This window comes from Dokdonella koreensis DS-123, assembly GCF_001632775.1.
Lineage (GTDB): Bacteria > Pseudomonadota > Gammaproteobacteria > Xanthomonadales > Rhodanobacteraceae > Dokdonella > Dokdonella koreensis.
On record NZ_CP015249.1, the window covers coordinates 2,934,460 to 2,947,923 of the forward strand.

At 68.9% G+C, this 13,464-nt stretch carries 12 protein-coding genes and 1 other RNA gene; 9 read left to right on the forward strand and 4 right to left on the reverse strand.

Annotated features, from left to right (window positions below):
• Window positions 1-408, reverse strand: coding sequence for a ferric iron uptake transcriptional regulator (fur, locus tag I596_RS11925; RefSeq protein ID WP_067648155.1), 408 nt, complete (start codon window positions 406-408; stop codon window positions 1-3).
• Window positions 409-703: 295 nt separating this feature from the next.
• On the opposite strand from fur, the gene I596_RS11930 reads away from it, so the two are divergent.
• Window positions 704-1,132 carry an outer membrane protein assembly factor BamE gene (locus I596_RS11930; RefSeq protein ID WP_067648158.1) on the forward strand — a complete coding sequence of 143 codons (429 nt, stop codon included), beginning with the start codon at window positions 704-706 and terminating at the stop codon, window positions 1,130-1,132.
• On the opposite strand, the gene I596_RS11935 is transcribed toward I596_RS11930, so the two are convergent.
• Both I596_RS11935 and I596_RS11940 read right to left on the reverse strand, forming a co-directional pair.
• Window positions 1,123-1,422: an RnfH family protein gene (locus tag I596_RS11935; protein WP_067648161.1), complete on the reverse strand. Its 300-nt coding sequence runs from the start codon at window positions 1,420-1,422 to the stop codon at window positions 1,123-1,125. The genes I596_RS11930 and I596_RS11935 overlap by 10 nt on opposite strands.
• A complete protein-coding gene (locus tag I596_RS11940; RefSeq protein WP_150132131.1) occupies window positions 1,415-1,846 on the reverse strand; it encodes a type II toxin-antitoxin system RatA family toxin in 432 nt (143 codons plus the stop codon). Before I596_RS11940 ends, I596_RS11935 begins: the two co-directional genes overlap by 8 nt.
• An 83-nt stretch (window positions 1,847-1,929) precedes the next feature.
• On the opposite strand from I596_RS11940, the gene smpB reads away from it, so the two are divergent.
• A complete protein-coding gene (gene smpB, locus I596_RS11945; RefSeq protein WP_067648167.1) occupies window positions 1,930-2,418 on the forward strand; it encodes an SsrA-binding protein SmpB in 489 nt (162 codons plus the stop codon).
• Between the two features lie 192 nt (window positions 2,419-2,610).
• Window positions 2,611-2,965: a transfer-messenger RNA gene (gene ssrA, locus I596_RS11950) on the forward strand.
• A gap of 157 nt (window positions 2,966-3,122) precedes the next feature.
• Here ssrA and I596_RS11955 read toward each other — a convergent pair.
• Complete coding sequence (locus I596_RS11955) at window positions 3,123-4,100, reverse strand: helix-turn-helix transcriptional regulator (RefSeq protein ID WP_067648171.1); 978 nt, start codon at window positions 4,098-4,100, stop codon at window positions 3,123-3,125.
• A 93-nt stretch (window positions 4,101-4,193) separates the two neighbouring features.
• On the opposite strand from I596_RS11955, the gene I596_RS11960 reads away from it, so the two are divergent.
• From I596_RS11960 to I596_RS11985, 6 genes are all read left to right on the forward strand, one after another.
• Entirely contained in the window at window positions 4,194-4,802 is a 609-nt protein-coding gene (locus I596_RS11960) for a glutathione S-transferase family protein (RefSeq protein ID WP_067648174.1), read from the forward strand.
• Between the two features lie 799 nt (window positions 4,803-5,601).
• Window positions 5,602-5,895 (forward strand): hypothetical protein, encoded by a 294-nt coding sequence (locus I596_RS11965; protein WP_150132132.1) that lies wholly within the window; start codon window positions 5,602-5,604, stop codon window positions 5,893-5,895.
• A 321-nt stretch (window positions 5,896-6,216) separates the two neighbouring features.
• Window positions 6,217-8,211, forward strand: coding sequence for a reprolysin-like metallopeptidase (locus tag I596_RS11970; RefSeq protein WP_067648179.1), 1,995 nt, complete (start codon window positions 6,217-6,219; stop codon window positions 8,209-8,211).
• Between the two features lie 357 nt (window positions 8,212-8,568).
• Window positions 8,569-9,204, forward strand: coding sequence for an ECF-type sigma factor (locus tag I596_RS11975; protein ID WP_223303824.1), 636 nt, complete (start codon window positions 8,569-8,571; stop codon window positions 9,202-9,204).
• On the forward strand, window positions 9,197-11,824 hold the full coding sequence (locus tag I596_RS11980; protein ID WP_067648185.1) for a serine/threonine-protein kinase: 2,628 nt from the start codon (window positions 9,197-9,199) through the stop codon (window positions 11,822-11,824). The genes I596_RS11975 and I596_RS11980 overlap by 8 nt, the downstream gene beginning before the upstream one ends.
• A 111-nt stretch (window positions 11,825-11,935) precedes the next feature.
• Window positions 11,936-13,441 carry a right-handed parallel beta-helix repeat-containing protein gene (locus tag I596_RS11985; protein ID WP_067648188.1) on the forward strand — a complete coding sequence of 502 codons (1,506 nt, stop codon included), beginning with the start codon at window positions 11,936-11,938 and terminating at the stop codon, window positions 13,439-13,441.
• Window positions 13,442-13,464 lie beyond the last annotated feature (23 nt).

The window sequence follows — 13,464 nt, forward strand, 5'->3', positions numbered from 1 at the left end:
TCAGCGCTTCTTCTTCGCCCGGACGTACAGGACCAGGCTGTGTTCCTCGAGGACGTAGCCGTGGCGGTCGGCGATCTCGTGCTGCAGCCGCTCGATCTCCTCGCTGGTGAACTCGATGACCTTGCCGGTCTCGATGTCCACCATGTGATCGTGATGCTTGCCGCGGTCGAGCTCGTAAACGGCCTGCCCGCCCTCGAAGTTGTGCTTGAGCACCAGGCCTGCGGCCTCGAACTGCGTCAGCACGCGGTAGATCGTCGCCAGGCCGATGTCCTCTTCGCTCTCGAGCAGCTTGCGATAGATGTCCTCGGCGCTGAAATGCTTGCCATCCCCGGCCTCGAGAATGGACAGGATGCGCATGCGCGGGTGCGTCACCTTGAGTCCTGCGCGACGCAGGTCGGTGGTTTCCATGGTCTCCTCCAGTGATACTGGCCGGCTGCCGGGTGCTGCTGAGCAGGAGGCGGGCCAAGGTCGGTGCTATACAAACCCAGAGCGTGCCACGATCCCGGCGCGAACGCGAGCGCCGGGGGCTCTTTGTCCGACCACGGTGCCGGCTGCACCGCGCCTCCGGTCCGGCCGGCCCGGCGTCCCTGCCCTTCCCTGAACGCAATGCCAGGGGCAGGACGCGCGGCGGCGCCTGCGGCGAGGCCGATAACACGCTCTGGTGTATCATCCGGGCGCTTTTACCCTCGCTGGATACCCGCGCATGCGCAACATCGTGGTCGCTCTTTTCTGCCTGGTCGCGCTCGGCGGCTGCGGCATGGTCTACAAGCTCGACGTACAGCAGGGCAATCTGTTCGACAAGGAAACGGTCGATGCCCTGAAGACCGGCATGACCAAGCGCCAGGTACTGCTGGTCATGGGATCGCCGTCCGTCGTCAGCCCGTTCGACCAGGACCGCTGGGACTACGTCTCCTCGATCCGGCGCGGCCGCGGCAAGATGGAAAGCAAGGACTTGACGCTGTATTTCGAGAACGACGCCCTGGTCAAGGTGGAAGGCGACTACTTCCCCGAGGACGCCAACCAGCTGATCAAGGACGCGCGCAAGTTCAAGCGCCAGTATCCCGACGAGAAGCGCCCCAAGGAAGAGCGTCCGACGCCCAGCGGCCAGGGCGGCCCGCAGCGTCAGGGCTGACGCGGCGGCTTTCCTTTCGCCGCGCGCCGGCGGCGCGCGTCCTTGGGATCGGCCTTCAACGGCCGGTAGATCTCGATGCGGTCGCCATCCGCGAGCACGGTGTCCGGCGCGGCCTGTCGCGACCAGACGCCGACCGCGAGGGTCCGCCAGGTGATGCGGCAGATCCGGTCAACCTCGGAGGCCTCCAGCGCCTGCGCCAGCGTCGTACCGGCCGCGAATCGATGCTCGGCGAGAAACTGGTGCGCCGCATCGGCGTAGGCGATCTCGACGCGGATCGAAGGCTCAGCCATAGACGTCGCGCGCTACCTGGCAGAAATCGTCGACCATGCGATCGGCCAGGCCCTGGAAACCCAGCCGCAAGGCGGCACCGGCCAGGCGGCTGGAAAACTCGAAATCGAGCGCCAGCGAGACCTTGCAGCCGGCATCGCCGAGAGGCTGGAACAGCCAGACGCCTTCGAGCGACCTGAAGGGTCCTTCGACGAAGCGCATGTGGATGCGCTCGGGTGCGGCAAGGGTGTTGCGCGTCGTGAACCCCTGCACGATGCCGGCGAAGCGCAGGTCCAGGCGCGCGGTGATGGCGTCTTCGTCGCGCTCGAGGATCCGGGCCGCCGAGCACCAGCGGAAGCGGCTCGGGTATGCTTCGACGTCGTTGACGAGGTCGAACATCTGCCGGGGCGTGTAGCGAACCAGCGCGCTGCGACTGATATGGGTCACGCGAAGGCTCCGACGACAAGGACGCGCATGAACGAATATGGGACGGGTGCCCGGCACCTGCGGATGACGGCAGTGTAACCAAGATGGCCAAGCAGAAAGACAAGGAAAAGGGTGGCGGAACGATCGCGCTGAACAAGCGCGCGCGCCACGAGTACCACATCGACCAGCGTTTCGAGGCCGGCATCGCCCTGCAGGGGTGGGAGCTGAAGAGCCTGCGCGCGGGACGGGTCAACTTCGGCGACGCCTACGCCATCGTGCGTGGCGGAGAGATCTTCCTGTTCGGGGCCTCGATCGTGCCGCTGATCTCGGCCTCCACCCACGTGGTGGCGGACGACCGGCGCACGCGCAAGCTGCTGCTGCACCGTGAAGAGATCGACAAGCTGATCGGCGCCGTCGAGCGCAAGGGCTACACCCTGGTGCCCACGGCGATGTACTGGAAGCAGAACAAGGTCAAGCTCGAGATCGGCCTGGCCCGCGGCAAGCAGGACCACGACAAGCGCAATGCCGAGAAGGAGCGCGACTGGGACCGCGAGAAGCAGCGCACGATGCGCGCCCACAACAAGGCGGCCTGACCCCGCACCGCCCCTTCCTCGCCCGAGGACCGCGGCGGTCCCGCTCGATACCGGGCGGGCGTCGCTCCAGGACACGCCGGACCTGCACGCACGCCCGTACCCGTCGCACGGATGACGCAAGCACCTGCACTACCGGCTTGAGCCGTGCGCGCATGCCCCCATGTGTATCCCGTGGTACGATCCACGGTCCCCGGGGGTGTCCTGGCTTCGACGGGGGTAGTGAGATAGCTTGGTGCATGCCGAGGGGGCCGCTTTCCTCGTTAATCCAGCTGCAAACTTATAGTTGCCAACGACGACAACTACGCTCTCGCCGCTTAAGGCGTAAGCCGGGAACCCACTTGTGCTCGTGCTCGTGGGTGTACCGTCACTATCACGGGATCGCCGCTGCCTGTTGCCTGACGGGTCAGCGGTCAAATCAAGCAGGCTGGTCCACCGGCGCGCTTCGCACACCGTGCTGCCGGCAGACGAGACTCAACGGTGAGCTAAGCATGTAGTACTGGGCGTCAAGCGCCTTCGGACGCGGGTTCGACTCCCGCCACCTCCACCAATCGAGCATCCCGCCACGGCGCGATGCACCCCATGACCCCGCAGCGATGCGGGGTTTTTTCTTGCCTGCCATCCCGGCTCGTCAGCCTGGCCCCTTGACTGACCGTATGGTCGAGAGCGGGGTTCGCGGAGCGCAGGCCACCGAGGTGGCACGCCCCTCACCGATGAGCCCGATCGGCGGCGTCCAGGGCGCGCGCCAACCGCTCGCCGGCCGAGCGCAGCCGCGCCTGCAAGGCCGCGGGCTCGAGCACCTCGAAATCGACATCCAGCGCCAGCAGCCAGTACATCAGCCCGTCGAGTTCGCCGGCACCGCATTCGAGCAGGCAGCGCGTGTCGTCCAGCGGCTGCAGCACGCCGGCATCGGATGGGATGCGGCGCGCCATCTGCGCCTGCGGCGCATGCAGCACGATGCGCGCCTGCTCGGCGTAGGGCGCCACCGCGAGCGAGCGCGACACGTAGGCCCGCAGGTCGCCGCCATCGGGCAGGCTACGGGGCGCAAAATGCGCGCCGACCATCGGTTCGCCGGCGATGCGGTCCACGCGGAACGTGCGCCAGTCGCTGCGTGCCAGGTCCCATGCCACCAGATACCAGCGCCGGCCGGTGTGCGCCACGCCCTGCGGCTCCACCTGGCGCGAGGCGCTGCGCCCGCGGCTGTCGGCATAGGCGAATTCGAGCCGCAGCTGGTCACGACAGGCGGCGGCCAGGATGGCCAGTCGCGAGGCGTCCACCACCGGGCCGGCGCGTTCCAGCGGCACGATGGCCGAGCGCAGCGCATCCACGCGCTTGCGCAGGCGCGCGGGCATCGCCTGCTCCAGCTTGACGAGCGCCCGCAGCGCGGGTTCCTCGATGCCGCCGACCGCGCCGGCAGTGGCCGTGCGCAGCGCGATCGATACCGCCAGCGCCTCCTCGTCGTCCAGCAGCAGCGGCGGCAACGCCTGACCGGCGCGGAAGGCATAGCCTCCGGCCGCGCCGCTGCTGGCCTGCACCGGGTAGCCGAGCTGACGCAGCCGGTCGATGTCGCGCCGGAGCGTGCGCGGGTGTACCTGCAGCCGTTCGGCCAGCTCGGCACCGGCCCAGTGGCGGCGCGTCTGCAGCAGCGACAGCAGGCGCAGCAGGCGGATGGAAGCGATCAGCATCGGCGTCCAGTCTATCGCTGATCGAGGGCGGAATCTGTCCTCAATGCGGCCTACAGTGCGGCATCGCTTGTCCCCACCCGAAAGGAGCCTTCCATGTCCATCGTCCTGTACTGGCATCCCCAATCCAGCGCCACCCCCATCGCCGCCGCCCTGGCCGAGCTGGCGGTGCCGCACGAGCGCGTGAAGATCGATATCCGCACCGGCGAGCAGCGCCGCCCGGACTACCTGGCGCTCAATCCGAACGGCAAGGTGCCGACCCTCACCGTGGACGGCGCCCCGTTGTTCGAGGCCTTGGCCATCCACCTGTGGCTGGGCGAGCGCTTCGGCGTCGCCCGCGGCCTGTGGCCCCAGGCCGGCACGCCCGCGCATTTGCAGGCGCTGTCGTGGTGCACCTGGTCGTATGTCACCTACGGCGCGGTGCTGGTGCGCCTGCAGGTGGCGACGATGGGCGATCCGGCCCTGCACCATCCCGCCCACGTTGAGGCGGCGCGCGAGGGCCTGAACCAGTTGCTGGCACTCCTGGACGAACGCCTCGCCGGGCAGCCCTGGATGCTCGGTGCCGACTATTCGCTGGTGGACCTGGTCGTGGGCTCGGTGATCGGCTACAGCGTCTATATCGGTGCGCCGGTAGACGCCCATCCGCATGTCAGCGCGTGGCTGGGCCGGGTGCAGGCCCGGCCGGCGATGCAGGGCGCGCACTGACGGCGCGGCCCTGGCGTCCGCCCGATCCTGCAGCGGTCGACACACGTGCTCACCGCGCTGAGGGCTTGCGCAGCGGGACGGGTGAGCGCGGAACGACCGGGGTCTCGGCGGCATCGCGCTGATCGCCAGCGACCGGATCGGCCTCGTCGGCCGTGGCCTGCGGCCCTTCCTGCGCAAGCGCGATGCCGCCGACGGCACACCGGCCTGGGAGAGCCGGGCACCGGGCGGCTGGCCCGTAGCGTCGAACGGCGATGGAACGCGCACGCGGGTCGAAGCGGCTGATGGAAACCGCCCGTCGCCGGCCGGCGACGGGCGCGGCTTCGTCGTACTGCGCCCCGGATGAGGGCTGCCCTATCCGGCTCGCGCAATGCACTAGCCAGAAGGATGCGCGTCCGGTCATCGGCGGCTCGCTTGCCGGTGGTCGAACCACGCCATGGTCTTCGCCTGGCGTGCCCTCGCCTGCGTCGATCGGACAACGCCGGCAGTCCGAAATGCCGACCGGTCGCCCGGCCTGCAATCACGGCATTCGCTGCAGCGCTTTGCCGTCGTGTGCAGGCACAGGCCCATCGGGCGTCGGCGGCATCATCGCGCGCCGCCCTGACGGGATGCATCACGCTCCGGTCACCGTATACTCGGGCCCGGTCGGCAGGCGCCTGCGCCCGGACCGGGCGGGAATCTTTGCGCCCGCGAGGCAGGTCTCTGCGTGACGGAACAGCCCCAACGCAGGCATCGCCCGATAGCGAGGAATGGAAGATGGATCATCCACTGACAACCGTCCCTGCACCGGAGCGGCGCGCCCATGCCCCGCTCGCTTGAGTTGCATCTGCAGGAAGGTTTTTCCGGCCAGGCCGTCATCGTCGCCGTCGATGCGCAGGTGTGCGCACGCTTCGACGCCCGTACGCGCCTCCAGCTGGGCCTCGCGCACGTCGAGACGCTCAGCGTGGAACCCGGCCAGACCGTCACCGTCGAGGTGCCTTCGCTCGGCCTTCGCCAGACCTATGCGGTCGCCGACCAGGACACGATCCTGACGGCCAACCTCGTCGATCACGCGCTGATCCTGCGCCCGGCACGGGGGCCGGTCGGGTACTTCTGAAAAAGCCGTTTCAACGGACGCATCCCCTCGCCTGAAGGAGACTCCTACGTGCCCAATCGCAAATCCTCCGACTCGAACCGTTCCGCGAAGCCGGGGAGCCGGCAGGCGAGCACGTCCATCGCCGCCGACGCCCCTTCCGATTCCCGGAGCGGCTCGGCCGGCGAAGGCACCGTTCTCGCCCAGGCGACACCCGCTACCGATGCTTCGGCCGGACCGGCCGTCTCATCGCCCGAATCGCTTTCGGCAGGCCCGCCGGTCATCGGGCCTTCCCGGCCCCCCGGCCTCAATCCGGTCAAGTGCGATCCCGTCAGCGGCCGCTACGTGTACAAGCCGGTCGGGACCGAGCTGCTGACCTTCACGGTGCGGGTCGATGTCGATGCCCCGTATCCGCAGCGACGCATCTCGATCACGGTATCGCGCCTGGATTCGCGAAACGCAGCCCATGTCGTCGCCGAGGTGACGGCTGACCAATGCCTGGCCTACAACCACCGGCGGATCACCGCGGTGGTCGTCTACCGCAACGGCAACCCGGACCTGATGCCGGGCGACCAGGTCACCTTCGAAGCCTCGCGGGAAAAGGCGACCACCTACCAGAACTACGCCTTGACACTGAGTGTCGCCGGCGCTGCGATTCGCCGCTATCCGTTGACGTTCGATTCGCGCTACTTCGACGCCGTCGAGTTCGAGGTCGATCGCGTCGAGAACGCCGGCGAGCCGGTGCTGAAGTACGACACCGCGTCCCATTCCAACCGACCGGCCGATCTGCCGCAGGAGGTGCTGTCGCTGACCGCCGTCTACCAGCGTGCGGGATTCGCGGCGACGCTGTCGCCCAATGGCACGGTGATTCCGCTCAGCGCGGCCGGCGTGAACGGCACCTGGTCCACCGCCGAGCTGCACGACGCCATGGTCACCTACTGGTCCCGCTACGCCGACCGGCCGCAGTGGGCGATGTGGATGCTCTGGGCGGCCCGCCACGACCTGGGCCGGAACGTGGGCGGCCTGATGTTCGACGACATCGGGCCCAACCAGCGGCGTGGCGCCGCGCTTTTCTCGGAGAGCTTCCTGTTTGACCCGCCGGCGGACGACAAGCAAGGCGCCGCCTGGCGCCAGCGGATGATGTTCACCATCCTGGCGCACGAGATCGGCCACACCTTCAACATGGCCCATTCGTTCCAGAAGGCACTGGGCGTGGGCCAGGGAGCGCCCGGCGATCCCTGGATCCCGCTGGAGAACGAACCGGAGGCTCGCAGCTTCATGAACTACCCGTCACTGGTCGCGGGCGGCCAGGCGGCGTTCTTCTCCGATTTCCGCTTTCGCTTCAGCGACGAAGAACTGGTGTTCATGCGCCATGCGCCCCGGCGGTTCGTGCAGATGGGCAACTCGAAGTGGTTCGTCGATCACGGCTTCGTGGCGCCCGAGTTGCTGGAGGACCACAGCGACTGGCGGCTGGAAATCCGGCCCAATCGCGAGCGTAACGACTACCAGTTCCTCGAACCGGTGGTGATCGAGTTCAAGCTGGCCAATGCATCGACGCTCGAGGCGGCGGTCGACGCCGATACACTGACCGACGGCCACCACATGACGCTGTTCATCCAGCGCGAAGGCGGCTCCACAGCCCAGTGGCGGCCGATGGTCCAGCGCTGCGACAAGGTCGAGAGCGTGACGCTCAAGCCGGGCGAGGCGATCTATGCCGCGCACCTCGTCAGCGCCTCGTCGGTCGGCTGGTTGATCGACCAGCCCGGCTTCTACCGGATCCAGGCTGCCGCCGAGGTCGGACCGCGAGAGGTCGTGTCCAACGTGCTGCGCATCTATGTCGCGCCCTCGCGATCGGACGAGGAAGACCGGCTGGCGTTGGACTACTTCACCGAGGATGTCGGCCGTGCACTGGTGTTCGGCGCCACGCCGGCCTTGTCGCAGGCCGCCACGACGCTGCAGGAACTCGTCGCACGGTGTCCGAGCCGCGCAGCCGCGGTGCATGCGGCCGTCGCCCTGGCGTCGCCGAAACTGCGCAACCAGAAGCGCCTGGAAGCCGGGCCGGGCCCGCACGACCTGGTGATTCGCTGCGAAAAGGCGGCCCCCGAAGCCGCCGCCGCGCAGATGGCGGCGCTGACGAATGCACCGGACCGTGCGGCCGATACGCTCGGGCACATCCGCTACTTCGACATGCTCGACAGCCTGGCCAGCGCCCTGGCCGATGCGGGCGACGAGAAAACCGCGCGCCAGGTCATGAAGCGCTCGGTGACGACCATGAAGGCACGCGACGTGCTCGAATCGGTCATCCGGACCGCCCAACGCAAGCTCGACCGCATGAAATAGCCACTCCTCCCCGAGGGCCCACCGGCGGCGGAAGCCGATGGCCGACGCCCTTGGCGAGATCCGCATGCGCCACGGCGACGGCCAGCGGGCCGTCGAGAAACAGCCTCGGCCTGATCCAATCCGGGGAGGGATCGGTCGCAGGACGACGACGCGGACGGCCGGTCGGCACCGGTGGCGCGGCTCTGCCGCGAGCATCTAGGGCGTACGCCGGCACCTCCCGATGATCGCAGCCGGAGACATCCGGCGCCGCCGTCGGGGACTGCGGAAAGCCTCCGGGCGCCATCTGCCACTGGCCCGTTGCGTCCCGCTTTCCCGTACCGGGAAGCATGCCCACCCGCCGCCGCCCACGCGACGCCGATGCGTCCGAATCCCACGATGGTTTGGTTAAACTGCCCGCCTGCCCGACATGGCGCGAGGCCGGCGATGGGGGATCTGAGCATCTTGCTGGCTGCCGCCGGCCAGGGCGACCGCGAAGCGGCGGATCGCGTCTTTGCGCTGGTGTATGCGGAGCTGCGCCGGATCGCGTGCCGTCAGGTGGCACGCAGCATCGACGGCCCTGGCGCGACCTCGCTGGTGCACGAGGTCTATCTGCGCCTGGCCCGGCCCGAGGCGCTGCACGTGGCCAGCCGTGAGCACTTCTTCTCGCTGGCGGCGCGTGCGATGCGGCAACTGGTGATCGACCATGCGTTGGCCCGCGCCACGCAGAAGCGCGGCGGGAACGTGGTCAAGGATTCGCTGGACGAAACCACCGACCTGCCCGGCCACCTCGGCGACGCCGAACGCCTGCTGGAACTGGACCAGGCCCTTGCCCGTCTGGCCGCCCTCGATCCGAGCCTGGTGGCGCTGGTGGAAATGCGCTATTTCGCGGGCCTGGACCTGTCCGAGATCGCACAGGTCACCGGCCGCTCCGAGCGCTCGTTGAAGCGCGACTGGCGCAAGGCCCGGCTGGTGCTGCACGCGGCGCTCGAAGGTGGAGACCTTCCCGATGAATGAAGCACGGTGGGAGCAGCTGTCGGACCATCTCGACGTCCTGCTCGATCTCGACGAAGCGGCACGCGAACGGCACCTGCAACAGATCGAAGTCGCCGACGCCGAGCTCGCGAACCGGTTGCGCCGCCTCCTGGCGCTGGAAACGAAGACCGGCCTGCTCGACGGCGACGTGGCACGAGCCGCACCCACGGTGATGACGCACCTGCTCCAGTCCGACGACGCCCTCGCGCAGAGCGGCAGGCGCATCGGCCATTGCCGTCTGGTCGAACGCATCGGTACCGGCGGCATGGGCGAGGTCTGGCGCGGCGAGCGCGTGGACGATTTCGAGCAGGCCGTCGCGATCAAGCTGATCCGCCCGCTGCTCGATTCGCCGAGCTTGCGCGAACGCTTTGCACGCGAGCGGCGCATCCTCGCCCGGCTGGATCATCCCAATATCGCGCGCCTCCTGGACGGCGGCGTGGCCGAAGACGGTACGCCATGGTATGCGATGGAGTTCGTGCGCGGCACCGACATCGTGCGCTACGCCAACGAGCAGGCGTTGTCCGTGCGCGAGCGGGTGCAGCTGCTGCTGCAGGTCTGCGACGCCGTGGCCCATGCGCAAAGCCAGCTCGTGGTCCATCGCGACCTGAAGCCATCGAACATCCTGGTCGATGCGCAAGGCCGCGTCCGCGTGCTGGATTTCGGCATCGCGCGATTGCTGGACGACTCCGCTGCGGAAAAGCTCACCGGTACCGGCGTGCGGATGTTTTCCCCGGCCTACGCCGCGCCCGAGCAGATTCGCGGCGAGGCCGTGGGCACGGCGGCGGACGTTTTCGCGCTCGGCGCCGTGCTGTACGAGCTCCTTGCCGGCGAACCGCCACACCCCCAACGCAGCGTCGCGCCGGAGCGCCTGCTGGCGGAACTGGCCGCCGAGACCGCGCCGCGCCCGAGCCAGGCACTGAAGTCACGCGGCCGCGACACCGGTGACGCGAAAGCCGCGACCACGGCGCGCGAGCTGGCCGGTGATCTCGACACGATCGCGGCCACCGCACTCCAGCCGGATGCGCAACGCCGCTACACGGGTGCGGCGCAGCTGGCCGAGGATCTGCGGCGCTGGCTCGACGGCCGCCCGATCGCCGCACAGCGGGATACCGCCGGCTATCGCATGAAGAAGTTCGTGACGCGCCATCGCATCGCCGTGGGCAGCGCCAGCGCGGTGCTGCTGGCACTGCTCGCCGGATTGGCGCTCGCGCTATGGCAGGCCGACGTTGCGCGTGATGCGGCGCGGCGCGCCGACGCCGAAGCCGTGCGTGCCAAGGCGCAGGCCGAGCGCACCCGGAAGGTGAAGGCGTTCCTCGTCTCGATCTTCGTGCAGGCCGATCCGATGCGGCGCACGCAGGACAGCCCGGAAACCGTGGCACAGGCGTTCGACGTCGCGATCGAGCGCGCGCGCACGGAGCTCGCCTCCGATCCGGTGCTGCAAGCCGACGTGCTCGACGACTTCGGCGAGATCCTCGCCAACCAAGGCAAATTCGGCCCGGCCAAGGCGCTGTTCGAGCAGGCGGTGGCCGTGGCGGAGAAGGAGTACGGCGCGGAGCATCCGGTACTGGCCGAATCGCTGACCAACCTCGGCGTGGTTTCGCTGATGTCGCGCGATTCGGTGGCGGGCGCACCGTACCTGGAACGCGCCGTGGCGATCCTGGAACGCGACGACGGCGGCGACCACAAGGCCCAGGTCACGGCGATCAGTGCCCTGGCGGCGGCGCGCCAGCAGCAGAACCGCCTTTCCGAGGCAGCCGAACTCTCGCGCCGCGCGCTCGCGCTCGATCGTCGGTACAGCGCTCCGGACGACATGGAGCTGGCGGTGCGCATCACCAACGTCGCGATCCTCGACCTCAACGACGAGCACCTCGCGCAGGCCGAGGCCGGCTTCCTGGAAGCCATGCGCATCGTCGAAGCACACCAGGGGGCGGATTCCCCGAACCTGTGGCCGAACCTGTCCAATCTCGCCGACATCCAGTACCGGCGTGGCCAGTTGGCGCAGGAAGCGGCGACAGAAGAGCGAGCCCTGAAGATCGCGCAGACCCACTTTCCACCGGATCACCCCTGGGTCGCCGACAGCCTGATCGAGGTGGGTCGCGTGCGCGTCCGCAACGGCGACCTCGTCGCGGGCGAGGCGGCGATCCGCGAGGGCATCGCGATCTACGAGAAACTGCAAAGTCCGCGTGTCGTCACCGGCCTGCGCCAGTTGGGCGCGATGCAGGCGCAACGCGACGATGACACCACCGCACTCGCCAGCCTCGAGCGCGGCTGGCGCGAGTGCCAGAGCGAAAACGCCTCCATCGTCGAGCAGCATTGCGTGATATTGCGCGCCGAGCGCGCCGAGTTGCTGGCGGAAACGGGACGCGCCGAAGAGGCCCTGCACGAAGCCGACGCCGCCCTCGCGCAGCTGGCCCCCCGTCCCGGCTTGAGCTCGGAAAAGTCCCGCGCTCAGCAGGCGCGTGCCGCCGCGCTCGCGGCCCTGCAACGCCACGAAGAAGCCCGTATCGCACAGAATGCAGCCGTCGCCCTGCTCGAAACCGCCTACGGTACCGAGCATCCGGAGACCCGCCGCGCGCGTGAGGTCCGCGCCAGCCTGGACTGAAACCGGCTCGATGCGGGCCACCGAACCACGGTGGCCCGCATCGATGACCTTTCCCGTAGCCCGATATGACGGCGCACCTGCGCGCCGACGATCGAGCCACAGGAGCCGTCCATGTCCCGGTTATTTCGATTCGCCGCGCTCGCCCTGATCTGCGGCGCAGCCCAGGCCGAAACCTTCGTCGTCACGCGCTTCGACGATCCCGTGCCGGACACCTGCACCTCACAGGACTGCTCGCTGCGCGAGGCGGCCATCGCGGCGACGCAGAACGACCCTGCGGGGCCGGCCGACCGGATCGATCTCGCCGTGGGCGCGTACGCGCTCACCCGGGGCGCGCTGCCGGTCGCGCCGCAGGGCATCGAGGTGGTGGGCGCAGCCCTGGACCAGACGCTTCTCCGATCGGCGACCACCCTGTTCGCGTCGAACGGGCCGCTGACCCTGCGCCACCTCGCCCTGCAATCGCTCGACGGCAACGTGCTCGATGGCAGGAAGCGCACGCTCGACAATGTCCGGATTCCCAAGGCCCTCGGCGCCTACCCGGCCGGCAAGCTGCTCTTCGCCGGCGCCGACCTGGACATCACGATTCGCAACAGCGTCCTCCAGGGCTTCTTCTCCTGCCATGGCGCGGGCGCCTGCGCGATCACCGGCAGCGAGATGGTCCACTTCCAGGCCTACTCGTACGCCGGCTCGTCCCTGGACGTGCAGATCAAAGGCAGTCGCATCGAGAAGGCCGTCAATCCCGACCACTACAGCTACCTGACGGTGGCCGAAGGGCACACAGGCCGCATCACGATCGAGGACGCGACCATCGCCGGAGGCCATGTCGCGGTGAACAGCCCAGGCAGCACGCTGACCTTCCGCCGCGTGCGCTACCTCGAGAACACCGGACCGGTGAAGACCACGGCCGCCGCGCAGGTCATCGTCGAGGACAGCGAGTTCCGCGGCAACACCGATCGCGCCGTCCTCGCCGACGGCGGCGCCGAATGGCTCGTCGAGCGATCCAGCTTCATCGGCAACCGCACCCACCGGGACGCCGGCGGCGCCGTGTTCATCACCGGCAATGCGGACATGACGATCCTCAACAGCACCTTCTCCGGGAACACGTTCACCGTCGAGGCGGCCGGAAACGGCGCACATGGCGCGGCCATCGGCTGGGACGGCGTCAACGGCGCGTCCCTGTACCTGGCGCACGTCACGGCGGTATCCCCCACCTTCCTGCCGGCCGGCATCCTCGGCACGCTGATCGGAGGCGAAGGCGGCGGCATCGACCTGATCGCCAACAACAGCATCCTGCGTGGAGCCTGCCATCTGGACCCCGGCGCATCCTGGGGCGGCGGCACCTTCGGCAACATCGAAAGCCCCGGCCACTCCTGCGGCCTCCAGGCCGGCCTCAACCTGGCCGACGTGACTGCGTCCGCCTTGGCGCTCGGGGAACTCGGCAACCATGGCGGCTTCGCCCCGACCTACGCGCCGGGCGAAGGCAGCATCGCCGTCGACCTGCCGCAGGCCTCCGCCGGCCTGCCTGCCGACCAGCGCGGCCATGGCCGCCCGTTCGGCAACGGCTACGACGCCGGCGCGATCGAGGCCGGCGACAACGTGTTCGCCGACGATTTCGAATGATCGATGGCTGCGACCGGCCGATC

What these genes read in the sequence shown, in the direction of transcription:
- fur (WP_067648155.1), bottom strand. Translation starts at nt 408, where the DNA reads ATGGAAACCACCGACCTGCGTCGCGCAGGACTCAAGGTGACGCACCCG.
- I596_RS11960 (WP_067648174.1), top strand. Translation starts at nt 4,194, where the DNA reads ATGTCCATCGTCCTGTACTGGCATCCCCAATCCAGCGCCACCCCCATC.
- I596_RS11980 (WP_067648185.1), top strand. Translation starts at nt 9,197, where the DNA reads ATGAATGAAGCACGGTGGGAGCAGCTGTCGGACCATCTCGACGTCCTG.
- smpB (WP_067648167.1), top strand. Translation starts at nt 1,930, where the DNA reads ATGGCCAAGCAGAAAGACAAGGAAAAGGGTGGCGGAACGATCGCGCTG.
- I596_RS11935 (WP_067648161.1), bottom strand. Translation starts at nt 1,422, where the DNA reads ATGGCTGAGCCTTCGATCCGCGTCGAGATCGCCTACGCCGATGCGGCG.
- I596_RS11965 (WP_150132132.1), top strand. Translation starts at nt 5,602, where the DNA reads ATGCCCCGCTCGCTTGAGTTGCATCTGCAGGAAGGTTTTTCCGGCCAG.
- I596_RS11975 (WP_223303824.1), top strand. Translation starts at nt 8,569, where the DNA reads ATGCGTCCGAATCCCACGATGGTTTGGTTAAACTGCCCGCCTGCCCGA.
- I596_RS11930 (WP_067648158.1), top strand. Translation starts at nt 704, where the DNA reads ATGCGCAACATCGTGGTCGCTCTTTTCTGCCTGGTCGCGCTCGGCGGC.
- I596_RS11985 (WP_067648188.1), top strand. Translation starts at nt 11,936, where the DNA reads ATGTCCCGGTTATTTCGATTCGCCGCGCTCGCCCTGATCTGCGGCGCA.
- I596_RS11955 (WP_067648171.1), bottom strand. Translation starts at nt 4,100, where the DNA reads ATGCTGATCGCTTCCATCCGCCTGCTGCGCCTGCTGTCGCTGCTGCAG.